Annotated in this window: 24 protein-coding genes and 1 tRNA gene; 16 read left to right on the top strand and 9 right to left on the bottom strand. The window is 57.9% G+C overall.

The annotated features are described in order from the left end of the window. The first annotated feature begins 15 nt into the window (after positions 1–15). From GS614_RS02220 to GS614_RS02245, 6 genes are read left to right on the top strand one after another with little or no spacing between them, the layout of a single operon-like run. Positions 16–993, top strand: a complete 978-nt coding sequence (locus GS614_RS02220; protein ID WP_171725400.1) for a MoxR family ATPase — start codon at positions 16–18, stop codon at positions 991–993. Positions 994–1010: 17 nt separating this feature from the next. Next, the gene (locus GS614_RS02225; RefSeq protein ID WP_171725401.1) at positions 1011–1958 is read left to right on the top strand and encodes a DUF58 domain-containing protein; all 948 of its coding nucleotides are present in this window, start codon (positions 1011–1013) and stop codon (positions 1956–1958) included. After that, a complete protein-coding gene (locus GS614_RS02230; protein WP_171725402.1) occupies positions 1955–2428 on the top strand; it encodes a DUF4381 domain-containing protein in 474 nt (157 codons plus the stop codon). The genes GS614_RS02225 and GS614_RS02230 overlap by 4 nt, the downstream gene beginning before the upstream one ends. After that, on the top strand, positions 2428–3411 hold the full coding sequence (locus tag GS614_RS02235) for a VWA domain-containing protein (RefSeq protein WP_171362823.1): 984 nt from the start codon (positions 2428–2430) through the stop codon (positions 3409–3411). The genes GS614_RS02230 and GS614_RS02235 overlap by 1 nt, the downstream gene beginning before the upstream one ends. 2 nt (positions 3412–3413) lie before the next feature. Continuing rightward, positions 3414–4910 carry a VWA domain-containing protein gene (locus tag GS614_RS02240; protein WP_171725403.1) on the top strand — a complete coding sequence of 499 codons (1497 nt, stop codon included), beginning with the start codon at positions 3414–3416 and terminating at the stop codon, positions 4908–4910. Continuing rightward, the gene (locus GS614_RS02245; protein ID WP_171725404.1) at positions 4907–6136 is read left to right on the top strand and encodes a BatD family protein; all 1230 of its coding nucleotides are present in this window, start codon (positions 4907–4909) and stop codon (positions 6134–6136) included. The genes GS614_RS02240 and GS614_RS02245 overlap by 4 nt, the downstream gene beginning before the upstream one ends. Positions 6137–6139: 3 nt before the next feature. On the opposite strand, the gene GS614_RS02250 is transcribed toward GS614_RS02245, so the two are convergent. Beyond that, complete coding sequence (locus tag GS614_RS02250) at positions 6140–6820, bottom strand: Crp/Fnr family transcriptional regulator (RefSeq protein ID WP_171204803.1); 681 nt, start codon at positions 6818–6820, stop codon at positions 6140–6142. A gap of 198 nt (positions 6821–7018) precedes the next feature. On the opposite strand from GS614_RS02250, the gene GS614_RS02255 reads away from it, so the two are divergent. The 3 genes from GS614_RS02255 to cls all read left to right on the top strand — a co-directional run bounded on the left by GS614_RS02255 (position 7019) and on the right by cls (position 11114). Next, entirely contained in the window at positions 7019–8629 is a 1611-nt protein-coding gene (locus GS614_RS02255) for an arylsulfatase (protein WP_253285273.1), read from the top strand. Positions 8630–8703: 74 nt separating this feature from the next. After that, positions 8704–9678 (top strand): HAD family phosphatase, encoded by a 975-nt coding sequence (locus GS614_RS02260; RefSeq protein WP_171725405.1) that lies wholly within the window; start codon positions 8704–8706, stop codon positions 9676–9678. 23 nt (positions 9679–9701) lie between these two features. Further along, positions 9702–11114, top strand: coding sequence for a cardiolipin synthase (cls, locus tag GS614_RS02265; protein ID WP_171231591.1), 1413 nt, complete (start codon positions 9702–9704; stop codon positions 11112–11114). Here the strand turns inward: cls and GS614_RS02270 are convergent. Continuing rightward, entirely contained in the window at positions 11111–11545 is a 435-nt protein-coding gene (locus GS614_RS02270) for an ion channel (protein ID WP_152458063.1), read from the bottom strand. The two genes, cls and GS614_RS02270, sit on opposite strands and share 4 nt — an antisense overlap. 174 nt (positions 11546–11719) lie before the next feature. Between GS614_RS02270 and GS614_RS02275 the strand changes: the two genes are divergently transcribed. From GS614_RS02275 to GS614_RS02285, 3 genes are read left to right on the top strand one after another with little or no spacing between them, the layout of a single operon-like run. Then, positions 11720–12367, top strand: coding sequence for an ABC transporter ATP-binding protein (locus GS614_RS02275; RefSeq protein ID WP_171328300.1), 648 nt, complete (start codon positions 11720–11722; stop codon positions 12365–12367). Next, on the top strand, positions 12364–14778 hold the full coding sequence (locus tag GS614_RS02280) for an FtsX-like permease family protein (RefSeq protein WP_171725406.1): 2415 nt from the start codon (positions 12364–12366) through the stop codon (positions 14776–14778). Before GS614_RS02275 ends, GS614_RS02280 begins: the two co-directional genes overlap by 4 nt. Further along, complete coding sequence (locus GS614_RS02285; RefSeq protein ID WP_171725407.1) at positions 14768–15814, top strand: lipocalin-like domain-containing protein; 1047 nt, start codon at positions 14768–14770, stop codon at positions 15812–15814. The genes GS614_RS02280 and GS614_RS02285 overlap by 11 nt, the downstream gene beginning before the upstream one ends. Positions 15815–15889: 75 nt before the next feature. Here the strand turns inward: GS614_RS02285 and GS614_RS02290 are convergent, their stop codons facing one another. The 4 genes from GS614_RS02290 to GS614_RS02305 all read right to left on the bottom strand — a co-directional run bounded on the left by GS614_RS02290 (position 15890) and on the right by GS614_RS02305 (position 20672). Next, positions 15890–16321, bottom strand: coding sequence for a universal stress protein (locus tag GS614_RS02290; protein ID WP_171115790.1), 432 nt, complete (start codon positions 16319–16321; stop codon positions 15890–15892). After that, complete coding sequence (locus GS614_RS02295; protein ID WP_171725408.1) at positions 16318–18927, bottom strand: TRAP transporter permease; 2610 nt, start codon at positions 18925–18927, stop codon at positions 16318–16320. The genes GS614_RS02290 and GS614_RS02295 overlap by 4 nt, the downstream gene beginning before the upstream one ends. A 99-nt stretch (positions 18928–19026) precedes the next feature. Further along, the gene (locus tag GS614_RS02300; RefSeq protein ID WP_171115786.1) at positions 19027–19995 is read right to left on the bottom strand and encodes a TAXI family TRAP transporter solute-binding subunit; all 969 of its coding nucleotides are present in this window, start codon (positions 19993–19995) and stop codon (positions 19027–19029) included. A 591-nt stretch (positions 19996–20586) separates the two neighbouring features. Continuing rightward, positions 20587–20672 (bottom strand) — tRNA-Leu (locus GS614_RS02305). Between the two features lie 147 nt (positions 20673–20819). Between GS614_RS02305 and GS614_RS02310 the strand changes: the two genes are divergently transcribed. Further along, complete coding sequence (locus tag GS614_RS02310) at positions 20820–21398, top strand: YqaA family protein (protein ID WP_152458071.1); 579 nt, start codon at positions 20820–20822, stop codon at positions 21396–21398. Next, complete coding sequence (locus tag GS614_RS02315; RefSeq protein WP_171725409.1) at positions 21395–21865, top strand: disulfide bond formation protein B; 471 nt, start codon at positions 21395–21397, stop codon at positions 21863–21865. The genes GS614_RS02310 and GS614_RS02315 overlap by 4 nt, the downstream gene beginning before the upstream one ends. Here the strand turns inward: GS614_RS02315 and GS614_RS02320 are convergent. Then, positions 21862–22449, bottom strand: a complete 588-nt coding sequence (locus GS614_RS02320; protein WP_152458073.1) for an HNH endonuclease — start codon at positions 22447–22449, stop codon at positions 21862–21864. The genes GS614_RS02315 and GS614_RS02320 overlap by 4 nt on opposite strands. 213 nt (positions 22450–22662) lie before the next feature. Here GS614_RS02320 and GS614_RS02325 point away from each other — a divergent pair, with 213 nt between their 5' ends. Beyond that, entirely contained in the window at positions 22663–23268 is a 606-nt protein-coding gene (locus GS614_RS02325; protein WP_171725410.1) for an rRNA large subunit pseudouridine synthase E, read from the top strand. 32 nt (positions 23269–23300) lie between these two features. Then, positions 23301–23726: a VOC family protein gene (locus GS614_RS02330; RefSeq protein ID WP_171725411.1), complete on the top strand. Its 426-nt coding sequence runs from the start codon at positions 23301–23303 to the stop codon at positions 23724–23726. A 45-nt stretch (positions 23727–23771) separates the two neighbouring features. On the opposite strand, the gene GS614_RS02335 is transcribed toward GS614_RS02330, so the two are convergent. Together GS614_RS02335 and GS614_RS02340 are read right to left on the bottom strand one after the other, a co-directional pair. Further along, positions 23772–24437 (bottom strand): alpha/beta hydrolase, encoded by a 666-nt coding sequence (locus GS614_RS02335; protein WP_171725412.1) that lies wholly within the window; start codon positions 24435–24437, stop codon positions 23772–23774. Further along, positions 24434–25066, bottom strand: a complete 633-nt coding sequence (locus tag GS614_RS02340) for a DNA-3-methyladenine glycosylase (RefSeq protein WP_171115777.1) — start codon at positions 25064–25066, stop codon at positions 24434–24436. Before GS614_RS02340 ends, GS614_RS02335 begins: the two co-directional genes overlap by 4 nt. Between the last annotated feature and the right edge of the window lie 21 nt (positions 25067–25087).

Genomic DNA, 25087 nt, shown 5'->3' on the forward strand with positions numbered 1-25087 from the left:
ATTGGACCACCACCCATGAATGCACTTAATCAGATACTTGATCTCAAAACCCGCATGGGCCAGTCCATCATCGGGCAAACCGAGGTCATCGACCGACTGCTGATCGGGATGCTGGCCAACGGAAACCTTCTGATCGAAGGTCTGCCCGGATTGGCCAAAACACGTGCAGTCAAGGCGATGGCGCGCAATCTGGATGCAGACTTCAGCAGGATCCAGTTCACGCCTGATCTGCTGCCTTCAGACGTGACGGGAACCGAGGTGTTTCAACAAACTGATGAGGGCGGCACCTTTCGGTTCGAGCCCGGTCCGATCTTTGCCAATATCGTCCTCGCTGACGAAATCAACAGGGCACCGGCTAAGGTGCAGGCCGCTTTGCTGGAAGCGATGGAAGAACGGCAGGTCACGGTTTCCGGGACCACCCACAAGATGGAACCGCTGTTCATCGTGATGGCAACCCAGAACCCCATTGAACAAGAAGGCACCTATCCCCTGCCCGAAGCGCAGATGGACCGGTTCCTGATGCATGTTCAGATCACCTATCCGCCGGTCGAGGACGAGGTTGAAGTGATCCGGCTGGTGCGGGGCGAAGAGATTGCCGCCGGGAAAGGCGCGTCAAGCGAGCCACCACCGACAATCCCGCAGGACGCCGTTTTTGTAGCGCGTTCGGAAATTGGGCAGATCCATGTTTCGGATGCAATGGATCGCTATATGGCCGATCTGGTTCAGGCGACCCGGACGCCTGCGGCGCTCAGCGAAGAACTGGCCAGCTGGATCGAAGTCGGCGCCAGCCCGCGTGCCTCATTGGCATTGGACAAATGCGGTCGGGCGCATGCGTGGATGAACCAGCGTGACTATGTGGACCCTGCGGATATTCGAGCCATTGCACATGACGTGTTCCGTCACCGCATCACGCTGAGCTTCGAGGCGCAGGGTAACGCCAAAACGGCAGATGACGTGATCGCGGAAATCCTGCGTCTCGTCGCGCTGCCCTGACGGTTCGGGTTGGCCGGGTGCAGCGATCCTCAGCATATCCCGATGATCCCCGCATTCACGTCGATGCGGATCACCTGTTGCGTCTGGAACTGCATTCCCGTGCCCTGAGCTTTTTGCCACGTCAGCCTGCCCGGTCGATCCTGAATGGCAGACACGCATCGCGCCTGCGCGGACGCGGCCTGAATTTCGAGGAATTGCGCAACTACCAACCGGGCGACGACATCCGAACAATTGACTGGAAAGTCACGGCACGAACCGGTGAGCCCCATGTTAGGGTCTATACCGAGGAACGAGACCGCCCTGCCCTGTTGCTGGTCGATCAGCGCGTTTCGATGTTTTTCGGAACCGAAGTCTACATGAAATCGGTCATCGCCGCCGAAGCTGCCGCAATCACCGCGCATCGCGTTCTTGGTCAGGGCGATCGTGTCGGTGGTCTGGTATTCAACGAAACAAGCGTTGCTGAACACAGGCCGCAGCGCCGCGCGGCGGCGCTCATGCAGTTTCTGTCTTCCATCGGCGCTGCCAATTCGGCCTTGCATGCTGCCTTGAACCCGCAACCCACCGTAACTTTGAATGACATGTTGTCGGAAGCCGTGCGTATGCCCCAAACTAACGGGCTGGTTTGCCTGTTTTCCGACTGCGACGGGCTTGACGAAAAATCGGAATCCCTGCTGCGCCGCATTGCGGTCTCAAACGATCTGATCGTGTTCAATATCGCTGACAAGACAGCCAAGGGGCTGGCGCCCGATCTGAAACTCACGGTCTCGGACGGGCGCGACCAGATCGAAATCGACAGCGCCGACCCCGAATTGTCCGGCAAAATTCGCAAATCCATGGAAGACAGGTTGGACACCTTGCACACATGGTCCCGTCGATACGGTTTTCCGGTTGTTCCATTGACGACCGCGGAACCTGCCCTGGATCAGTTGCTGTATCTGTTCGGACATCGCAGGGGGCAGAAATGAGCATCGACACGACAGGGAAATCTCTGGTTGATCTGCTGACTATGCTCGAGCCGGCACCGGAACCCACGCCTGTTTCGATGTTTCCGCAGACATGGGGGTGGTTGGCGCTGGCCGTCATACTGCTTGGCCTTGCCGTACTGGTCAGTGTTCTTTTCGTCCGGCGAAGGCGGGCAAGCGCGTATCGCCGCCATGCGCTGGCAGAGCTGGCAGACCCGGATATCACATCGGCAAAAGTTGCCGAAATCCTTCGCCGCACCGCGTTGGTCGCATATCCGCGCAAGCAGGTTGCAGGGATCCACGGGGATGACTGGTTGAATTTCCTTTCACAAACCTCTGATGAAAAATTTTTTTTATCAGAGGTTGGGCAAACACTGATCGACGCGCCGTACAAGGACATGCCGCCAAACCGCGCCTTGACCCAGCTTGCTCGGCTTTGGGTCAAGTCCCATAAACGGAATCGGGGAACGTGATGTTTTCCTTTTCTGCGCCCTGGGTGTTTCTGCTTTTGCCGCTGCCGCTGCTGGTTTACGCCATTGCTCCGCCCCGGCGGGAAACAACCGTGTCCATTCGCATTCCGTTTTTCCGCCGCGTGGCCCAGGCGGCGGGCGTCGAGCCGCAATCCGGGTCAATGATCCGAACCCGGGCCCGGCTGCAAACAGCCAGCGCCGCCTTGATCTGGATTCTGTTGGTTCTGGCGCTGGCGCGTCCGGAGCGTCTGGGCGACCCCGTCGTGATGGAAAAATCTGCCCGCGATGTGGTTTTGGCGCTGGATATATCTGGCTCGATGGATCAGCGCGACTTCCAGACCGGATCCGGTGCCCCGATGCAACGGTTGGAGGCGGTCAAAGAGGTTCTCAAGCAGTTCATCTCTGAAAGAGATGGTGACAGGATGGCGCTGATCATCTTTGGAACACGCGCGTTCATTCAAGCGCCCTTCACGGAAGATCTGAACAGTTTGAATGGGTTCCTGGACCAAACTCAAGTTGGCATGGCGGGTCCGAACACGGCTTTGGGCGATGCGATCGGGCTTGGCATTCGAACTTTTGAATCCAGCGAGGTTGACCAGCGCCTGATGATCGTTCTCAGCGATGGCGCCGATACGTCCAGTCGCATGACACCCGTCAATGCCTCGGCCATTGCTGCGGAAAAGAACGTGGTTGTCTATACGATTGGTGTTGGAGACCCGAATGCCACGGGCGAAGACCGTGTCGATCTTCAGGCACTGAAGGACATAGCCGATCGCACGGGCGGAGAATATTTCTTTGCCGACGATGCAACGGCCCTTGAACAGACCTATGCACGCATTGATTCACTGAACCCCAGAATGGTGGAAACGCAAAGCTATCGCCCCAAGCAAAGCCTTGCCCATATTCCGTTACTCATCGCGTTGATCGTCATTTTGGTCAGCATGACCTGGTTCCATTTTTCACAGCGACACCAGGGGGCCGTCTGACAATGGATCTGGCTGATTTCCATTTTATCCGAGGCTATTACCTGCTGCTTCTCATTCCCATCCTTGTGTTGTGGTGGCGGATCAGACCCAGACCGATGGCAGACACCAAACTGCCATCAGGGATCGCCCCGCACCTTGCAGAGGCCTTGCTGCTGGGCAAGGAAGAAAACAGGCGCATCCAGCCCATTGATGTTGCGCTGATCATTGCGGCGCTTGTCACATTGGCGGCCTCGGGTCCGACATGGTCGCGCGCGCCCAACCCGTTGATCGCGGACACGGCCCCGTTGGTGATCGCTCTCAAAGTCACCGACAGTATGGAAAGCTCGGATCTTGCGCCATCGCGGCTGGATCGGGCACGGTTCAAGATTTCCGACCTGATCACCGAACGTGCCGGCGCACGAACCGCTTTGATCGCCTATGCAGGAACGCCGCACCGAGTTGCGCCTTTGACAGAAGATGCGAACATACTTCGTCCGTTGCTTGAGGGGTTGACGCCTGCGGTGATGCCGAAGAATGGCGATGCGGCAGCCGATGCGCTTGCGTTGGCTCAGTCCATTCTGGACGACAGCGACAGCCCGGGGGCGATTCTGTTTGTATTGGACGACCTTGATCCATCTCAGGTAATGGGGCTAAGCTCCTCTTCGTCTGATATTTTCTTTCTCACCATGTTGCCGGATGGTGGTCGTATCGCGCAGCTGGACAACATCCCAAACGCCTCAGTGGTCGCGTTTTCGGACGACGACCGGGACATCAATCAACTGATGCGCCGCATTCAATCGGCCTATACTGCCGCCCTGGATGACGATGATCGTCTGGACTGGCAGGACAAGGGCTGGATCCTGGCCTGGCCTGCTGCGGTGTTGTCTCTGCTGTGGTTCCGCAAGGGCTGGGTAATTCGTTGGGCGGTTCTGGTTTTGATTGCGCTGCCTTCATCCGGTGCGCGGGCAGAAGGATGGCGAGACTGGTTTTTCACCTCCGACCAACAAGGCCAGATCGCGATGACCCAAAAACGATTTGGCGACGCGGCCGAGATGTTCGAAGAACTATATCACAAGGGATATGCCTATCTCAGGGATGGTCAATACGAAAAGGCGTCGTCCGTGTTTTCCACACTGGACACGCCGGAAGCTGCGTTTGCCGAAGGTATGGCCCGCATAAAAAACCGCGAGTATCGCCCAGCCATATCGGCGTTCGAGACCGCCTTGGAACGTCGCCCCGACTGGCCCGAAGCCCAGCATAATCTCGACCTGTCCAAGGCCATCCTGGACTATGTCGAAACGACGCGTGAACAGTCTGACACAGGGGAAGAGGCTGGCATCGGTGCAGATGATACGGTGTTTGACAACGATGCAGCACGTGGCAGTGACACCACGGTTCAAGCCCCCAAGGACGGGCCACAGTCACTGTCCGCCGACCAGTGGATCAGTATGATCGACACCGACATGCAGGATTTTCTGAGAAACCGTTTCCTTTTGGAAATTCAGGAGCAAACAGAATGAGATACCTTGCTGTCTTCATCCTGTTGTTGCCGTTATCCGTGTCCGCACAGGAAAACTCAGCCTATCAACCTAGGGTATCAGTGGACGTCCCGAACGAGGCCGTTATCGTCGGCCAGCCCGCCATCGTCCGCGTCAAGGTTCTGGTTCCGACCTTCATGCCGCAGCCGCCTGTATTCCCATCATTGGAGCAACAAAATGTCCTTGTTCGCCTGCCTGAGAGGGCTTCTGGTCCGGTAAGCGAAACGGTAGACGGAGAAACGTGGTCCGGAGTACAGCGCAGTTATCGCCTGTATCCGCTGACATCAGGGCCGGTCGCGTATGATGCGCAAGAGGTTGTCGTGACATTTGCCGACCCTCAGTCCAATGACCCGGTCCAGGTTTCGGTGACGCTTCCTTCCATACAGCTGAACGCAGAGATCCCAGAGGGCGCTCAAGGTCTTGACCCGCTGATCATCGCAAGTGGTTTCTCTCTTGATCAGAATCTGGACGGTCCGACCGATATGCAGGCCGGTGATTCCATCACGCGCGAGATAAGCGCGCAAATCTCTGGCACCACGGCCCTGACAATCCCGGCGCTGACGCCGCAGGATCAAAGCCAACTGCTGCGTGCCTATCCCAAGGAACCCCGCTTTTCGGAAACAGAGGACCGGGGCATCTTGTCCGGGCAGCGGGTCGAAGAAACCGTGTACATCGCCCAAGATGGTGGCGAAACACAGTTGTCGGCCGTTTCCATCGACTGGTTCAATCTGGACACCGGTCAGATCGAAACGGCATCACTTCCCTCGACCAAGCTGACACTGGCACCACCCAGGCGACAGCCGCCTGACGCGCAAACCATCATCAAATCAGTTCTTTACCTTGTCATTGTTGTATTCGCATTGTGGACATTGGGAAGGTTTCTGCGCCCGCGCTACTCAACCTGGAAAACGGAACGGCGCCGCAGATATCTGGCATCCGAGAAATATGCCGTCGATGCCTTGCGATCCGCTTTAATATCACGGGATTTGCCCGCAGTTTATCAGGCATTGGGTCTTTGGAAATCGCGAAGCGCGCATCCAGAGTGTTCTTTGGATCTTGAGAAGAGCCTTATGAATATCGGTGCGGCGCGGTATTCAGCGACGGCTTGCAACAGCCCGGAAGACTGGGAAGCGGCCGTGCAACACCTAGGCGCACTGAAAAGCGCAACAGAACGAAAGAGCGGGTCTTTGCCCCCGCTCAACCCTTAGACTTCAACTTTGACAGTTGCTGATCAGCTTGCGCCGGTCGATCAACCGCAGCCGGCCATACCCCAATTCCACAAGGCCCAGATCCGCCAGATGATGCAGATGTCGATGCAAGGTCGGCTGAGATACCGCAACCATTTCAGCAAGTTCTTCCTGAGACACAACAATCCATCCGTCCGAACTCAAGGCGCCTTCGTCAAGATGCAGCAGACGCAGCACAAGGCGCTTTTCAGACCCCGTAACCGCAAGATTGGCCATGATGCGCAGAGCAGTCTTCATGTTTTCATGCGTCAACGCATAGAAATCACGGATGTATTCCGGGTTCTTCTGAACCAGGCGTTCTACCCGCGAGCCGGGAAAATACAAGGTGCGGGTCTTTTGCGTTGCCACGACGCTGACCAGGCGTTTGGCTTCGGCAAACAGCGCAAGATCCCCGATCCAGAATCCTGATCCATCCTGATGCAAAACGAATTCCTGTCCATCATCGGCAGGTGCCGTGATCTGAAGCGCGCCTGCGAGCACCGCATGAATACCGTTGGCGCGGTCACCGTGGTGGTACAGGGTTTCTCCGGAATCGAAGGTTCTTTGAATTGCGCACGTCATAAGATCGCTCTGAAACTTTGAATCGCGCGTGCCAAACCAGTCGGTCTTGGCCAGAATCCGCATATCGTCATCAGAATCAAACATTTGTATCTTTCAAAGTGATCATATGATAAGTTTTCGATACGTTTCATCGCGTAAAATAGCTGTGTTCACTGCCCGAACAAGAAATTGTTTTTATTCGGGCAATCAAGAACTTGCTTGCAGCTTCAAGTTATAAGCTAGCGGCTTCAATTAAATTTCAATTTTCCGGGTCATTAAGGCTCGACTGATCAGGAGCACTTCATGTCTTCTCCACGAATGATTGCAGATAATTGGCGTAGAACACTGCGCCGGTTCGCGGTGGCGACCGTAACTGTCGCCCTTGCCGTGCCCGCCTGGGCGCAGGATCAAAAGCCCAATATTCTTGTGATATGGGGCGACGATATCGGTCAATCCAACATCTCGGCCTATACAATGGGTCTCATGGGATATCAGACACCCAATATAGACAGGGTTGCCAAAGAAGGCATGATCTTTACCGATTACTACGGTGAACAATCCTGTACCGCCGGCCGTTCGTCATACATCATGGGGCAATCCGTGTTCCGCACCGGTCTTTCCAAAGTCGGCCTGCCTGGGGCAGATCTTGGAATGCAGGTTGAAGACCCAACTATCCCGGGGCTTCTTAAAGACCACGGCTATGTGACCGGTCAATTCGGCAAAAACCACCTTGGTGACAAAGACGAACATCTTCCGACAAACCACGGTTTTGATGAGTTTTTTGGCAATCTTTACCACCTGAATGCCGAAGAAGAGCCGGAAAACGAAGACTATCCGGGTGATCGCGTTCTGGCGGATGGGCGCACCTTCCGCGAGGCCTATGGCCCGCGCGGCGTCATCAAGTCCAAAGCGGATGGCACGATCGAAGACACCGGACCCTTGACCCGCAAGCGCATGGAAACGGTAGATGACGAAACCGTGGCCGCGGCCATCGACTTCATCAAGCGGGCGCATGAGCAAGGTCAGCCCTTCTATGTCTGGTGGAACGGTACCCGCATGCACTTCCGCACCCACGTCAAAGACGAGATGCGCGCCAAGGCCAATGAGTTGTCGGGGCGGGTCGCTGATGAATACACCGCCGGTATGATCGAACACGACATGCATGTAGGTCAGCTGCTGGATCTGCTGGACGAGCTTGGCATCGCTGACAACACGATCGTGCACTATTCCACTGACAATGGTCCGCACATGAACACCTGGCCGGATGCAGCTGCGACGCCGTTCTGGGGCGAGAAGAATACCAACTGGGAAGGTGGTTGGCGTGTTCCGTCAATGGTACGCTGGCCGGGCAAGATCGAGGCCGGATCAGTCACCAACGAGATCGTGCATCACATGGACTGGCTGCCCACTTACCTCGCTGTGGCCGGCGATCCGGACATCAAGGAAAAACTGAAGGCCGGCTACAGCTCATCGGGCATGGATCGCGACTATAAGGTGCACCTTGATGGCTACAATATTCTGCCGCTGCTGACTGGTGAGACTGCGGCAAGCCCCCGGAAAGAAATCTTCTATTTCTCGGATGATGGTGACCTCACGGCGCTGCGCTTCGAAGACTGGAAGCTCATCTTCCTGGAGCAGAAAGCCTGGGCCACGTTGCGTGCCTGGATCGAACCATGGACCGAACTGCGCATCCCGCTGATCGTCAACCTGCGCCGCGATCCGTATGAACGCGCGTACCGCACGTCCAACACCTATTACGATTGGCTGTTGGACCGGGCCTATTTCCTTGTGCCCGCCCAGCAATACGTTGGCAATTTCCTCAGTACGTTCCAGGAGTTCCCGCCACGTCAGAAAGCAGCCAGCTTCAACCTAGATCAGGTCATGGAGAAGCTGACAACGCCGACCAACAACTAGGCCCGGCGGCCCCACGCTGTAGGCCGCCCTGCGCAGGGCGGCCTTTTTTCAACACAACAGATATCGAGAGCTTCATGAAACACATTCTTTTAGGTGCCTTTCTGACCTGTGTTCCCGTATCCCTGCTCGCTGATCCGCTGCCCAGTTGGAACGCCACAGCGGCAAAAGAAGCGATCCTTGAATTCGTGTCCAGTGTTACCGACGCGGAAGGACCTGACTATGTGACGCCTTCAGATCGGATCGCGGTATTTGACAATGATGGCACACTCTGGGCCGAACAGCCGGTTTATTTCCAGTTTATCTTTGCCATGGATCGGCTTTCTGAACTGGCTGAACAAGATCCTTCGATCCTGTCCACACCCGCTTTGAAAGCCGCTGCCGAAGGTGATCTTGCGACGGTTCTTCAAGGGGGCCACGATGCGTTGATCGAAGTTGTCAACGCGTCACATTCCGGAACGACTGTCGAGGCGTTTCAGGCCCAAGTCGCGGAATGGCTGGCCGAGGCCCGACACCCGGACACCGGATTGCCCTATGACCAGATGACCTATCAGCCCATGGTCGAGCTGTTGCGCTATCTTCGGGACGAAGGGTTCAAGACCTATATTGTCTCGGGCGGCGGTATTCATTTCATGCGGGTCTTCGCGGAACAGGCCTATGGCATTCCGCCGGAACAGATTCTGGGCACCTATGGAAACTCGACATTCGAAGATGTCGATGGCGTTCCGACTGTCATCAAGGCCCCCGGGATTGCCTTCATCGACGACAAGGAAGGCAAACCCATCAACATCGAACGCACGATCGGCAAACGCCCCATTCTGGCCGGAGGAAACTCGGACGGCGATTTCGCCATGCTGGATTGGACAACCTCGGGTAACGGACCACGGCTGGGTGTTCTGATCCACCATACGGATGCCGAACGTGAATGGGCCTATGATCGGGAAAGTCCGATTGGGCGGTTGGTTGACGGTCTGGATCAGGGGCCGGACAAAGGCTGGATCATCGTCGATATGGCGAAAGACTGGTCGCGGGTCTACACTGGAGGAAACTGAACGACCCGAAAGACTTAACGCCCATGTGGACATTGCTTGTATCCATCTTTGTTTTTGCGTTGTACGCAACTGCAGTTGTGTTTTCGGTGCGCGCGGCACAAACCGCGCGCACACCGCAAGGAGCCGTTGGCTGGGTGGTCTTTTTGGTATCGGCGCCAATCTTTGCGGTTCCGATGTACCTGTTTCTGGGGCATCACAGGTTTCGCGGCTATCGCATCTCGCGCCAACAAAGCGAACGGGTCGTCGAAGGCATCAAGACCTTTGCTGACTACTCCAGACCTGACCCATCCACGATGTCGGTCAATCCACGACCATTCGAATTTCTGGCTCATCTTCCGGTATCCAGTGGCAATGGCGCTCAGCTTCTGATCGATGGTCAGGCAACGTTTGACGCCATTTTTCAGGCGATAGACGAGGCCAGGAACTATATCCTGATCCAATTCTACATCGTCAGAGACGATGCCTTGGGCCGACAGCTTCAGACCAAGCTGATAGAGGCTGCGAAACGCGGGGTGCATGTCCGTTTCATGACCGATGCCGTCGGCAGCTATGGATTGGCAAACACCTATCTGGACACAATGCGCGAGGCCGGAATTGACGTGGCCGACCCGCGTGAACAACGCGGGCCGAATTTCAGGTTTCAGCTGAATTACCGGAACCATCGTAAAACCGTCATCATCGACGGTGAAACAGGCTTTATCGGCGGTCACAACGTGGGTGTTGAATATCTGGGCGAAGACCCGCATTTCGGCCATTGGCGCGACACGCATATCAAGATGACCGGCCACATCGTCCGGCAATTGCAGCTCATCTTCACCGAAGACTGGCACTGGGCCCGCGATGAAGACCTGATTGACGACCTCGACTGGGCAGGCAGCGAGGCCGAGCAAGACATGAATGCCCTATTGGTGGCCACCGGACCCGGAGACGAAACCGAAACCGGCGCCATGATGTTCTTTTCGGCCATCGCCGAGGCGAAAGAAAGACTGTGGATTGCCTCGCCCTATTTTGTGCCCGACATCGACGTCATGACCGCTCTGCAACATGCAGCGATGCGCGGTGTGGACGTGCGCATCCTTGTCCCGGATATGATTGATCATCGGCTGCCGTGGCTGGCTGCTTTTGCCTATTTCGACGAAATCCGCGATTGCGGCGTACGCGTGTTCCGATACACGGACGGTTTCATGCACCAGAAGGTTTTCGTGGTAGACGACACGCTGGCTGCGGTCGGCACGACCAATCTGGACAACCGGTCCTTCCGGCTGAACTTCGAGGCGATGGCCCTGTTTTTCGATGCCCGCGCAGCCCTGGCTGTTGATCACATGCTACGCGCGGATTTCGAGGCAAGCTATGAATTGACGCGCAGTCTGGCCCAGCAACCCGCGCATATCCGGTTTGGCGCCCCATTGGCGCGGTTGTTTGCGCCTATCCTCTAGGTAAAGAACTTCTCTTGAAAGACGCGCGTCATCATCGCCACCAGGTAAGCGGTCGACAGACCAAAGGCCAGAAGACCAGCAACCGCGGCAAAAGACCCAAAGATGCGCAACCCTTCGCCCAAAACGATATCGCCGTATCCCAGGGTCGTGAACGTCACCAATGAGAAATAGATGGCCGAGTTCCAATCCGGCAGAACCTCAAGCAACACCCAGACGATGGCCCAAATCCAGACCTGAATCGTGTGCGTGGCGACGATAAAGGCCAAAGATACCGCGATTGGTGTTGCCGTGCCAAAGAACACCCCCTTGGCCGACCATTTTTCATCCCACTTGATGATCGTGACGGTACACCAGGTCAACAAAAGAATCTCGACCAAGAAGCAGAGCGCCAGAAATGTACTGCCCCAAACGATCTGATGCAGCAACGTCATGTTTTTCATCCTGATTTACGACAGTGGACCGTCCGGGCAGAATGGCCCTTTGAGGTGCGAGGCACAACCCCGGCGATCGCGCCAAAAGCCTGCGGCGAATGGAACCGGGTACCGGTCCGCACTGGACAGTTTGGAATTCCGTCGCACATCCTTGGAAGAAAAAAAGGCCAGATCATGCTGTTGACCATCGACCGTGTTCAGAAAACCTATCCCGGCGGACGCCCGGTTCTGCGCGACGTGTCGCTGACATTGGATGAAGGGCAAACACTGGCCCTGACCGGCGAAAGCGGCAGTGGCAAAAGCACTCTGCTGAACCTTGCCGCAGCGCTTGATTGTTTCGACAGCGGTGAAATCATCTTGAACCGAACGCCCCTGTCCCATCTGGACGATGCCGGGCGGGCTGAATTGCGGCGCAGTCAGCTTTCGTTGGTGTTTCAGCAGTTCAATCTGATCCCTTCGCTGACCGTTGCGCAGAACCTTTCCTTTCACGCCCGCCTTGCCGACGCTGAGGATGCCGATTGGACCGCGCATCTGACGGAACGCTTGGGCCTGTCCGATCTTTTGGACCGATATCCCGAAAACCTGTCCGGCGGGCAACAGCAGCGGGTCGCGATTGGTCGTGCCATGGCTGCGCGTCCGAAACTGCTGCTGGCGGATGAGCCCACGGGCAATCTGGATGAAACCGCCAGCGCAAGGGTTCTGGATCTGATGTTGGCCTTGGTGGCTGATACCGGCGCAGCGCTTCTGTTGGTCACGCATTCCCAACAGATTGCGGCCCGACTGGATCGAACCGTCCAGCTCTGCGGTGGTCGTATCCAATGACACGCGCCGTCATTCAGGCTTTGATGTCACACTGGCGGGTGCACTGGTTGCAGCTGGCGACGCTTTTGACAGGCATCGCGTTGGCCACCGGTCTCTGGTCCGCGGTTCAGGCCATCAATGCCGAAGCGCGCGCCAGCTATGCCCGGGCCAACGCGCAGCTTGCCCTTGGGCAGTTCGACGAGCTGCGCGATCCTTCCGGTCTGATCCCGGTTTCTCGTTACGTCGATCTGCGTCGTGCTGGCTGGCAGGTGGCGGCCGTCCTGGAGGGCCCCTATCGAATCCAGGGCCGCACATTGCGCCTGATGGGTGTGGACATGGTCGCCTACCCGGCCCTGCCCGCCGTCACCGAAGCCGACCAAAGCACCGCGCCGACTGAGCCGGCGGACATGCTGACCGCTCCGGGGCGACTTCTGATCGCGGCAGAGTTGGAGCCGCTGTTGCGCGACCAGAACAACCTTCCGCCGTTTTCAATCACCACGGCGCTGCCACCGGACGTAATTCTGACGGATATCGGCACAGCCGAAGCCCTGCTGAACCAAACCGGTTTCATCTCGCGCCTCATTGTGTTGCCGGATCAGCCGCGTGATCGGCCACCTTTGGCCGAAGTCGCGCCCGAACTGGAGCGCGCCAGCCCATCCTCGCAAGTCGATACTGCTCGGCTGACTGACAGTTTTCACCTGAACCTGTCGGCTTTTGGCCTGCTGTCCTTTGCCGTTGGCCTGTTCATCGTGAACGGCACCGTCGGGCTGGCTTTCGCCCAACGCCGAGGCATGATCCGCACCCTGCGTGCACTGGGCGTTTCGATGCGGCGGCTGGTCTTCCTGATCCTGACCGAACTGACGGGGCTGGCCCTGATCGGTGGAACCTTGGGTCTGCTTCTTGGGTTCTTTCTGGCCGGAGCGTTGTTGCCCGATGTCGCAGCAACCCTTCGCGGCCTGTATGGTGCGCCCGTGACCGGACAGCTGACACTGCACCCCCATTGGGTGTTTGCCGGGATGGCGATGGCTGTCTGCGGCACCTTGTTTGCCAGTGGCCATGCGCTGTGGCGATTGTCTCGTATGCCCCTTCTGGCGGGGCCCGGTGTGCAAGCCTGGCAGGGCAATGCCGGCACACGTCTTGTGACAGGTTTGCTCGGCTTGTCCCTGATCGTCGGCGGTGTCATCGCCTATCTCGGCATCGGTGGTCTGGTTGCCGGTTTCGTGCTGTTGGCCGGATTGCTGACGGGTGCCGCGCTTTTGTTGCCGGCGCTTCTGACCTTTGCGCTTTCCGTCTTTGGCAACAGGTCCCGTGGCGCCGTCGCGCAGTGGGTCTGGGCCGACATGCGCGCCCAATTGCCCGGGCTGTCGCTTGCCCTGATGGCCCTGTTGCTTGCGCTTGCGGCAAATATCGGTGTGGGCACAATGGTTTCAAGTTTCCGGCTGACATTTGTGGGCTGGCTCGACCAGCGCCTGACTTCAGAGCTTTATCTGACCGTCCGTGACGAAGAACAGGGGCGCGAGATCACGGATTGGCTGCGGCCACAGGTCGACGCCATCCTTCCAATTCGCAACATGGAACTGTCGCACGAAACGGGCCCCCTGTTTCTGTACGGGGTCATAGACGATCCGGTCTATCGGCAGCACTGGCCGTTGATATCGGCGAACTCGACCGTATGGGACGACGTGATGGCCGGAGACGCGGTTCTGATCAACGAACAACTGGCACGGCGCGCGAACCTATGGCCCGGAGACACGCTGACGCTGTCCCCGGATCGAACGCTGACCATCGCCGGGGTTTATTCGGATTATGGAAATCCAACCGGGCAAGCCATTGTGTCGATGAGCCAACTTGACCGGATCGCACCAGGGGCCGAAACCCGACGGTTTGGCGTCCGTTTGAACCCCGAACAGGCGACTGAAATGGCGCAAGCCTTGCGCGAGCGGTTTGCCCTGCCGCGTCAGGCCGTGGTCCAGCAGGCCGCCATGAAGGCGCAATCATTAGCAGTCTTCGAAAAGACCTTTGTCGTGACATCGGCGCTCAATGTTCTGACCCTCGGCGTGGCGGTATTTGCCATACTCACCAGCCTGCTGACCCTGTGGACCCAGCGCTTGCCTCAGATTGCTCCGGTATGGGCGCTGGGACTGAACCGGGCGCAACTGGCGCGGCTGGAGCTTTTGCGCAGCGTACTGCTCGCGGCTCTGACCGCGTGCCTGGCGTTGCCGCTTGGTCTGATCCTCGCCTGGGTTCTGTTGGCAGTGATCAATGTGCAAGCCTTTGGCTGGCGGTTGCCGATGTTCGTATTTCCCTGGGATTGGTTATGGCTGTTCCTGCTGACCCTGCTGGCCGCCCTGGTTGCAGCGGCCCTGCCCGCGCTGCGCATGTTGCGTCTGCCCCCTGCCGATTTGCTGAAGGTGTTCGCCAATGAACGTTAATGCCCTTTTAGCCGTTCTCGTGTTTTTGTGCCCATCGCCTCTTTGGGCGCAGGGTTTTGCAGGTCTTGGAGGGTCGGCGGAAGGGTTCGAGGTTCCGCAGGCGGGGATTGAATTCGACTTTCCCAAAGACCACGGACCTCACCCCGCCTATCGGATCGAATGGTGGTATCTGACGGCCAACCTCAAAGGCGAGGACGGGCGTGACTATGGCATCCAATGGACCCTTTTCCGGTCGGCCCTGAAACCGTTTGAAACAGATGGATGGCAAAGCCCGCAGATCTGGATGGGCCATGCGGCTGTCACAACGCCTGACACCCACTATTTTGCCGAACGCCTGTCGCGTGGGGGGATTGGGCAGGCAGGTGTTGCGGTGCAACCGTTCGAGGCCTGGATCGACGAATGGCGCATGGCCGGACCGGATATGGATATGGATACCCTGACTTTGACCGCGAATGGGGCTGATTTCGGGTACGATCTTGCGCTGAGCGCACAAGGCCCGTTGGTGTTTCATGGCCAAGCGGGCTATTCCGTGAAATCCGCTGACGGGCAAGCCAGCTATTACTATTCGCAACCCTTCTATTCAGTCGAAGGCGTACTGCACCTGCCGGATGGTGATATGCGCGTCACCGGTCAGGGCTGGCTGGACCGGGAATGGTCTTCGCAGCCCCTGGCCGAGGATCAAACCGGCTGGGACTGGTTTTCGCTCAGCTTCGAGGACGGGGACAAGCTGATGGCCTTTCGCCTGCGCGGTGGTCGCGGCGATTTCACTTCGGCCACATGGATCAATTCAGACGGCAGCACCGATGCCATCCCCGACGGGTCCGTCAGGCTTGAGCCGCTTGCGACCGATCAGGTGGCAGGGCGCGACGTCCCGACGCAATGGCGCGTCGTGCTTGCCGACCGAAGCATCGACGTCAAGGTATCCGCCCTTACGCCGGACGCCTGGATGGGGACGCGTTTTGAATATTGGGAAGGTCCGGTCACGGTCACCGGCAGCCACGAGGGCGTTGGGTATCTCGAGATGACGGGCTACTGACCTGGCTGCGGAGCCCGAACGGTGGCAGGCGACCGTCGGGGCTCCGGCCTCTGTGCACGGCATCTGCTTTTCGCGTCAGCGCACCACGTAAACCGAAACGTTGGAATGTCGCACCACGCGCGCGGCATTCGGGCCCAGCAGGTAATCCTTGAAATCCGGCTTGTGGGCTCCGATTACGATCAAATCAGAGCCGGCACTTTCGGCCGTCTTCAAAATCTCCTGATAAGCTGTTCCTGTCGCAACCACATGGCGGATGGTTTCGTTGCGCTCGGCCCCCAGGGCCGATACGCAAAGCGCCGTCAGCTTGGCCTGCGCTTCCTCCAACGCCTTGTCATGAAAACCGGATTCAAAAAACCCCGACACCCAGCTTTCCCCGAAATCGGGCAGCACTGTTACCACGTCAAGTTGCGCCCCTTCCATATCCGCCAGAGCGGCTGCTTTTTGCAGCACCGGTGCATCAATCTCGCCATTGCTGATATCAACGGCACACAGAACGGAACGTGTCATACGAGCACCTCTTGTCTGGCGGCACGGCCGCGTTGCAGGAAAGCGATCAGACCCAGAAGGATCAGCGCCGGGATATAGACCAGTTGCTTCGGAGGCTGGCTGGACGGCAGGCTGACCGAGCTCAGACGCACGGCCTCGTCACCGTAATAGTCAAAGTTGGCCAGATCTTCGGCAACCGGTGATCCAAACATCGGCTCGTCAAGTTTGACAAGGCCATCCTCTTCCAGCAACAGCAGCCCCATGGCATCGACGCGCGCTTCACCGCCCTCTTCGGATCCGACTGGCACCACAATCGTGGTGTCCACCATCTTGCCGGTATCAAAATCCGGCCCGCTGATCACCATGCGAACCTCGGTTCCGGGTGAAGTTTGGCCGATGGTTTCGACAAACGCCGCAGGCTCGACCGAAGTGTATGGAGGTGCGATGCGATCCATGAAGAAATCCGGCCTGAACAGGGCGAAGGCAACGGCGATCAGAGCGATACTTTCGTAGATGCGGCTGTGGGTCAGGAAGTACCCCATGGTGCCTGCCGTGAAGACAAGGATCGCTATCGTCGCAAAAATCGCCACTATGATCCCTTCGACCCATGTCACATCGATCAGCAGAAGATCGGTGTTGAAAATGAACACGAAGGGCAGCGCCACGGTACGCAGGCTGTAGAAGAACGCCGTGAAACCGGTTTTGATCGCATCACCGCCCGACACAGCCGCAGCAGCAAAACTGGCCAGCCCGACCGGAGGTGTCACGTCGGCCATGATCCCGAAATAGAACACGAACAGGTGGACAGCGATCAATGGAACGATCAGCCCGCTTTGGGCGCCCAACTCAACAACCACCCCGGCCATCAACGAGCTGACAACGATATAGTTCGCGGTTGTCGGCAGACCCATGCCCAGGATCAGGCTGAGCAGCCCGACCATGACCAGCATCAGGATCAGATTGCCGCCCGACAGGAACTCGACCAGATCGGCCATCACCTGACCAACACCCGTCAACGTGACGGTTCCCACGATCACGCCCGCGGTTGCCGTGGCAAGCGCGATGCCGATCATATTGCGTGCCCCGTCGATCAGACCTTGCCACAGGTCGGCAACACCATCGATGAAAGTGTTGTACAGGTTGCTCTGCCCCCGGAACATCGCTTTCAGCGGCTTCTGCGTCAGCAGGATGACAAACAGCAGCGATGTGGCCCAGAAGGCGGACAGGCCCGGTGACTTCTGTTCGATCATCAGGAAATAGACCAGAACGATGATCGGCAGTAGGTAATGCAGGCCAGCTTTGTAGATATCGGCGATGACCGGAAGCGTAACCTCTTTTGCGTTAGGGTCGTCGGGTTCCAGATCCGGAACCTGTGCCGCCAGATAGAGCAGTGCGACATAAACCGCGCAGATAATCAGGCTGAGCACGATCCCAGCGGCCGACGGCACCCAGCTTGTCACGGCATCCACCGGGAATTGTGAGCCATAGCAAAGACCTGCAAACACTAGGAAGAAACCCAGCATCCCCACCACGGTCCGCGCCAGATGCACATCGCGGTCGCCCAGCGTGGGCATGTTCCGCTTCACGGCCTCGAGATGCACGATGTAAACGAGTGCGATGTAGGAAATCGCTGCCGGCAAGAAGGCATGGGTGATCACCTCGACATATGAGATGCCCACATATTCCACCATCAGGAATGCAGCGGCCCCCATCACCGGCGGCATGATCTGCCCGTTGACCGAACTGGCAACCTCGACCGAGCCCGCTTGTTCACTGCTGAACCCGACGCGCTTCATCAGCGGGATGGTGAAGGTACCGGTGGTAACAACATTGGCAATCGACGAGCCCGAGATCAGGCCGGTCGCAGCCGAGCCCACAACCGCCGCCTTGGCCGGACCACCACGCAGGTGGCCCAGGGCCCCAAAGGCCATCTTGATAAAGTAGTTCCCTGCCCCGGCTTTATCCAGCAATGCGCCGAACAAAACGAACAAGAAGACGAATTTCGTGGAAACACCCAGTGCGATACCAAACACGCCCTCTGACGTGATCCACATGTGGCTCATCGCCTTTTTCAGGCTCGCGCCCTTCCAGCGGATAACTTCGGGCACCCATTCCGAGGCACCGAAGAAGACATAGGCCAAAAATATGGTCGCGATAATTGCCATGGCCGGGCCAAGCGCACGGCGCGCGGCCTCGAACAACAGCACCAGGCCAAGCAACGCAACCCATTTGTCGGTGTCGTCGGCCAAACCGCCCGCATTGACGATCTTGTCATAGAAGAAATAGCCGTACAGCGCGACGAACGCGCCCACCAATCCCATGATCCAATCCTGAACCGGAATATAGTTCCGAGGGCTGGATTTGAGTGCCGGATAAGCCGCAAAGGCCAGAAACAAAGCAAAAGCCAGATGGAATTGCCGTGCATTGTTCACGACGCTTCCGGGCAAGACATAATTCGCCAGGGGCGAGGCCAGAACAACTTGAAATATCGACCAGATCGCGGCCACGACCGCAAGGAAAACGCCCACGTTCCCGACCGGATTGCGCCCTCCTGCGTCAGAAGATGCAACCAGATCCTGAAGCTCTTCTTCGGAAAGCGGACGATTGGATTGAGTGTCGGAATTCATCAAATGTCTCCCCGTCGCGGCCATTGTTCGGCCTTCTGAAATCCCGTTTCACACGGGTTTTGTGCAGGGCGCCCGTGGGCACCCTGCGTCAGGTCTGGTTTACTGAATCCAGCCTTTTTCTTTGTAGTACTTCTCGGCACCCGGATGCAGCGGAGCCGACAGGCCATCCGCAATCATCTCTTCGGGCTTCAGGTTCGCAAACGCCGGGTGCAGCTTTTTGAAATCATCAAAGTTTTCAAAGACCGAACTGACGACCGCATAGACAGCATCATCCGATACATCTGCCGAGGTCACGAAGGTCGCGCCCACACCAAAGGTCGAGGTGTCTTCATCAGATCCACGGTACATGCCACCGGGAATGGTTGCCTTGCGGTAGAACGAGTTTTCGTTGACCAGCTTGTCCACGGCCTCACCGCTGACGTTCACCAGAACCGAGTCACACGCGGTGGTGGCTTCCTGAATCGAACCCGAGGGGTGGCCAACGGTGTACACCATCGCGTCGATCTGGTTGTCGCACAAGGCTGCCGACTGTTCAGCCGCTTTCAGCTCGGTCGCCAGTTCGAAATCATCTGTGGTCCAGCCCATTTCGCCCAGCAGGACTTCCATGGTGCCGCGCTGACCGGAACCGGGGTTGCCGATGTTGACGCGCTTGCCCTTCAGGTCTTCAAAGTTGGTGATGCCGGAATCGGCGCGGGCCACAACGGTGAAGGGTTCGGGGTGCACCGAGAACACGGCGCGCAGGCCTTCGAACGGGCCGGCTTCTTCGAATTTCGAGGTGCCGTTATAGGCGTGGTACTGCCAGTCGGACTGGGCCACACCAAACTCTAGCTCGCCTTCGCGGATGGTGTTGATGTTGTAGACTGAACCACCGGTCGATTCGACCGAGCAGCGCACGCCGTGCTCTTTCCGGCCTTTGTTGACCAGACGACAGATCGCGCCGCCGGTCGGATAGTAAACGCCGGTGACACCACCGGTACCGATCGTAATGAACTCTTCGGCATATGCCGCCGGAGCCAGAAGGGCTGCGGTGACGAAGGCGCCGACGCTCAGTTTGCTGCTGTTTTTCATCTGTTAACTCCCACTTTTTTTGTCTGGCAGTAGGAAATCAAGTTTGATCACCTGCTCAGGGAAGCGTGCCGATAATACAAACCGGCCCGCATCGCAACGGCTACAAATCTTTGAATTTCCCAATTTCTCCCAACCCTTTCGAGGTTTCATTCAGATACCCACAATGTCAAGGCCGGCACCGGTCTGACCTGCGCCAATTCGCATATATGAGCATAAATCCCGAACTTTCCCCATCAGTTCACAGCGAGCCGTCTGGGTTCATGCAGTCACTCCAAATCCAAAACCTGACCTCATTCCTGGCGCAAATCACCGCGAAACAGAGCGAACCGCGTTTCGGATAAGGAGGCAGGGCATATCACGTTTGTACGTTCCGGCGAATCTGACAAAGGCCCTTCAACACCAACCCGGTTCAAGATCCCCCCCGGCCGGGGGCCTGATGATCTGTCGTTGAAGCAGGCCCGGAACGTCGTGGCATTCACGGGCTGCTACAGAGGACCTCAAACAGGACATGAAAATCTAGGTTGCGGATCATCACCTTGATCACGGCACCCCGCCAAGAGGACGGACGGTGTTCTGAGTTTGTCGGAATTGTGGTGCCCAAGGAGAGACTCGAACTCTCACGCCCGTGAAGGCGGGGGATTTTGAATCCCCTGCGTCTACCATTCCGCCACTTGGGCCACGAACACTGGATTAGCGCCCATCCGAGCGAAGGTCCAGAGGCAAAAACCATCCAATATTCCATTTGTTTCGCCCTCGACTGTTGACGGTCCGTCAGGCGCATGGTTTGGCTGGGCTTCAGACCGAAAACGGGATTTGAGTGCTTTATGTTACGATCGCTTTATGACTGGACCATTCGTCTGGCCGAACACCCTCACGCGCTGTGGGCGCTGGCCATCGTGGCTTTCATCGAAAGTTCGTTCTTCCCGATTCCGCCAGATGTGTTGATGATTCCGATGATTCTGGCCCGCCCGTCCCGGGCGTGGCTGATCGCAACCGTGGCATTGGTGGCTTCGGTTCTGGGGGGCATGCTGGGCTATGCGATTGGTGCGTTTTTCTATGAAAGCATCGGGCAGCCCATTCTGGAATCCATGGGGAAAGCCCATGCCATGGAAGAGTTCAATACCCGTTTCAACGACTTCGGATTCTGGGCCGTTCTGGCCGCTGGTGTGACCCCCTTCCCTTACAAGGTCATCACTATTATGTCCGGCTGGACCGGCATGCCGCTTGGAACCTTCATTGCCACCTCGATTCTGGCTCGCGCCTTGAGGTTCTTCCTGGTGGCAGGCCTGCTCTGGGGATTCGGTGAGCCGATCCGCGACTTCATCGAAAAGCGCCTGGGGCTAATGTTCACTTTGTTCATCATCCTCCTGTTTGGCGGATTCCTGGTGGTGAAATACTTATGACGAGACGTTCGCAACTTGTCGCGGTGGCAAGTCTAGGATCACTGGCGCTTCTTATGGCCGCTTTTGGCTTTCAGCATCTCGGCGGGCTTGCGCCATGCAAGATGTGCATCTGGCAGCGCTATCCACATGCAGTGGCAATCGCGATCGGCGCCGTGGCTCTGGCTTTACCGAGGCTGACCTTTCTTCCTTTGCTGGGCGCAGCGGCGGCCGCGACGACATCGGCGGTGGGTGCATTTCACGCCGGCGTTGAACAAGGCTGGTGGGAAGGCCCAAGCAGCTGCACATCCGGCAGCATCAGCGGTCTGTCCGCAGACGATCTGTTCGATCAAATCATGTCCGCGCCTTTGGTGCGGTGCGATGATATCCCCTGGGAAATGTTCGGCATCTCGATGGCTGGCTGGAACGCTATTGCTTCTGCCATGCTGGTACTGATCTGGCTGGCCGCGTGGAAAACCCGCGCGGCTTAGAACTCGTCCAGCTCTGCATCCCAGTACAGGAAATCGATCCAGCTTTCATGCAGGTGGTTCGGCGGAAACTTCCGTCCGATATTGCGCAACGCTTCGGCATCGGGCTGACGTGGCGGCTTGCGCAAGGTCATCCGAGCCTGGCGCAGCGATTTCGACCCTTTGCGCAGATTGCAGGGGCTGCACGCCGCCACCACGTTCTGCCAACTGGTCACACCACCAGCGGCCCGTGGTACCACATGGTCAAAGGTCAGGTTGTCACGGCTGCCGCAGTACTGGCAGCGGAATTCATCCCGCAAAAATAAATTAAAGCGCGTGAAGGCCACGCGCTTTCTGGGTTTTACATAGTCTTTCAAAACAACGACCGAGGGTATTCGGATCTCGGTGCTCGGGCTGCGGACGACTTCGTCATATTCAGCCACGATATCGACCCGATCCAACCAGGCCGCCTTGATCGCTTCTTGCCAGGGCCACAGTGACAGCGGGTAATAGGACAAGGGGCGATAATCGGCGTTCAAAACCAGGGCCGGGTGTTGTTTGAGCGCACCCGGCTCCCTTACAAATTCGGTCCTGAAGTCTCCGTCCATCACAGAATCGCTCCTCGCTCTCAGCTGCCCGTTTGTGACACCAGAGCGGGGAGCACCCGCCCCGGTCTTTTTATAACTATATATCGTGTTAAAACTCTGACAAGCCCTGATTTTCCACAATATGTCGCAGACGGGGTAACGCGAATCCGTAACAGGCACATGACAGTTATCCACAGCTTGCACCGGGGGTGATCTTCAGGCTATGCGCAGATCATGTCCTGGTTCATTCGCTTCAATAAACCTTATGATGTTCTGCCGCAGTTCACCGACCGCGCCAATTCGGACAGCCCGCGCAGCACGCTGTCCGATTTCATCGATCTGCCGGGCGTCTATCCTGCGGGCAGGCTGGACCGTGACAGTGAAGGTTTGATGCTGCTGACGGATCAAGGGAAGCTGCAATCCCAGATCTCTGACCCAAAGTACAAGATGGCCAAAACCTATTGGGTCCAAGTTGAGGGCACCCCCGACGAGGCTGCCCTGAAAACGCTTCGCAACGGGGTCGAATTGAAGGACGGTTTGACCCGTCCTGCCAAGGCCCGCCAAATCGACGAGCCCGAGGCCCTCTGGCCGCGCACCCCGCCGATCCGCGAACGCAAGACCGTACCGGACAGCTGGCTTGAACTGACCATACGTGAGGGCAAAAACCGACAGGTGCGCCGGATGACTGCTGCCGTGGGCCTGCCGACGCTGCGCCTGATCCGGTACCGCATCGGAGACTGGACCCTGGATGATCTTGAGCCCGGGCAGTGGGACAGCCTGCCAATGCCGACACTGAACGCGGCCACCCAACGCAAGCGCGACCGTCGCCCACGCCGGTGACAGACCCTGCCCCGATCTGCTAAACTGGGGTCATGAAGAAAACGCCTGACATCCCGGCCCCTTCGGCCATTCTTGAAGCGGCGCTCTATGTCGATGATCTGGACGCGGCGGAACAGTTTTATGGCCAAGTTCTTGGGCTCAAACGCATCCAACGTGTCGCTGACCGCCATGTTTTCTATCGCATCGGCGGATCGGTCCTGCTTATATTCAACCCCGACCAGACCGAACAACCGCCGCTCGACCCCGGTATGCCGGTTCCGCCCCACGGCGCGCGCGGCCCCGGACATGTGTGTCTTGTGCTGTCACGAGAGGAAATCGCAGTGATGCGCAAACACCTTCTGGACTGGAATATTCCGGTAGATGCCGAGTTTGACTGGCCCGGCGGCGTGCGGTCTTTGTATGTGCGCGACCCGGCCGGAAACTCGGTCGAGTTCGCCGAAGCGCACCTTTGGGCTTGATCCGGTGCGGAACGCACGGGCGCTCCGCTGATCAGGTTCCAAACACTAAAGGCTCAGCTTGTCGCGCATGAAGGCCAGCGCAACGCTCAGCCCATCCGGGGCGATACCGTGCCCGGTACCTTTCATGACATGGGCATAGACCTCTTTGAAGCCGGCAGCCTGCAAGGCTTCGGCCGCTTCCGGCAGGGACTGTGGGGGAACGACGTCGTCAGCGTCGCCATGCACCAGCAAGACAGGCATCCGGCTGACGGTTTCATCCACCAGCAGATCGGGTTCCAGAAAACGGCCTGAAAAGGCTACGATCCCGGCCACGGGATCTTCCCGCCGCGGCGCAACGTGCAGGCTCATCATGGTGCCCTGGCTGAAGCCAAACAGCACAACCTGTTCGGGCAGAACATCTTCGTCCACCATCAGCGCGTCCAGAAAGGCGTTGAAGTCCTCGACAGCCATTTCCATGCCCCGGCGGGCTTCTTCTTCGGAAGATCCATCGATCCACGGAATCGGGAACCACTGATACCCGTTGGGCATTCCGGGGATCTGCTCGGGGGCGTCGGGGGCCACGAACAACGTGTCCGGCAGGTGTTCGCCCAGCGGATCGGCCAATCCCAGCAGATCGGCACCGTTTGCACCATAGCCATGCACGAACACCACGACCGAGCGCGTGTCGCCCGAAACAGGCTCTTTCCGGAGCGCATTCAAAACCCGTGTCATCTGATCCCTTCTCTTTGTTTTGCAACCCGGTAATAGGCCCACAGCACCCGTGCCGCAACCGAACGCCAGGGCGACCAGGCCTCGGCCATTTTGCGCAGCTCCTTGTCCGTTGGACGTTCAGGCAAGTCATAGAGGATGCGCGCCGCCTCTTGCAGGGCCAGATCACCGGGTGCGATGACATCTGCGCGACCCAGTGAGAACATGGCATAGATTTCGGCTGTCCAGACACCGATACCCGGAACTTGCGTCAATATGGCGACGACATCGGCGTCAGTTGCATCGCGCAGTGCCTTATAGTCGATACGTGCCTCGGCCAGTGCCCGCGCATATCGGATCTTCTGTCGGCTCAGCCCAACTGCCCGCAGATCATCATCCGTTGCCCACAGGATCTTGCGCGGGCCGGTCAACCTTGCATCCTGAAGCCGTTTCCAGATCGCATTGGCCGAAGCCACGCTGACTTGCTGACTGACAATTGCACTCAATAATTGCGCAAACCCATCGGGGCGGCGGCGCAGCGGCAAGGGGCCGGTCTGATCCATCGCATACGCCATGCGCGGACAGGTTTTGGCCAGCCACTCGGCCCCTTCGGCCACACAGTCCGATGTTTCGATGATGCGGCCCGCGGGCATGCGGCCTCCCTGCTCTTTTGT

This window comes from Ruegeria sp. HKCCD6604 (genome assembly GCF_013110635.1).
GTDB lineage: Bacteria > Pseudomonadota > Alphaproteobacteria > Rhodobacterales > Rhodobacteraceae > Ruegeria.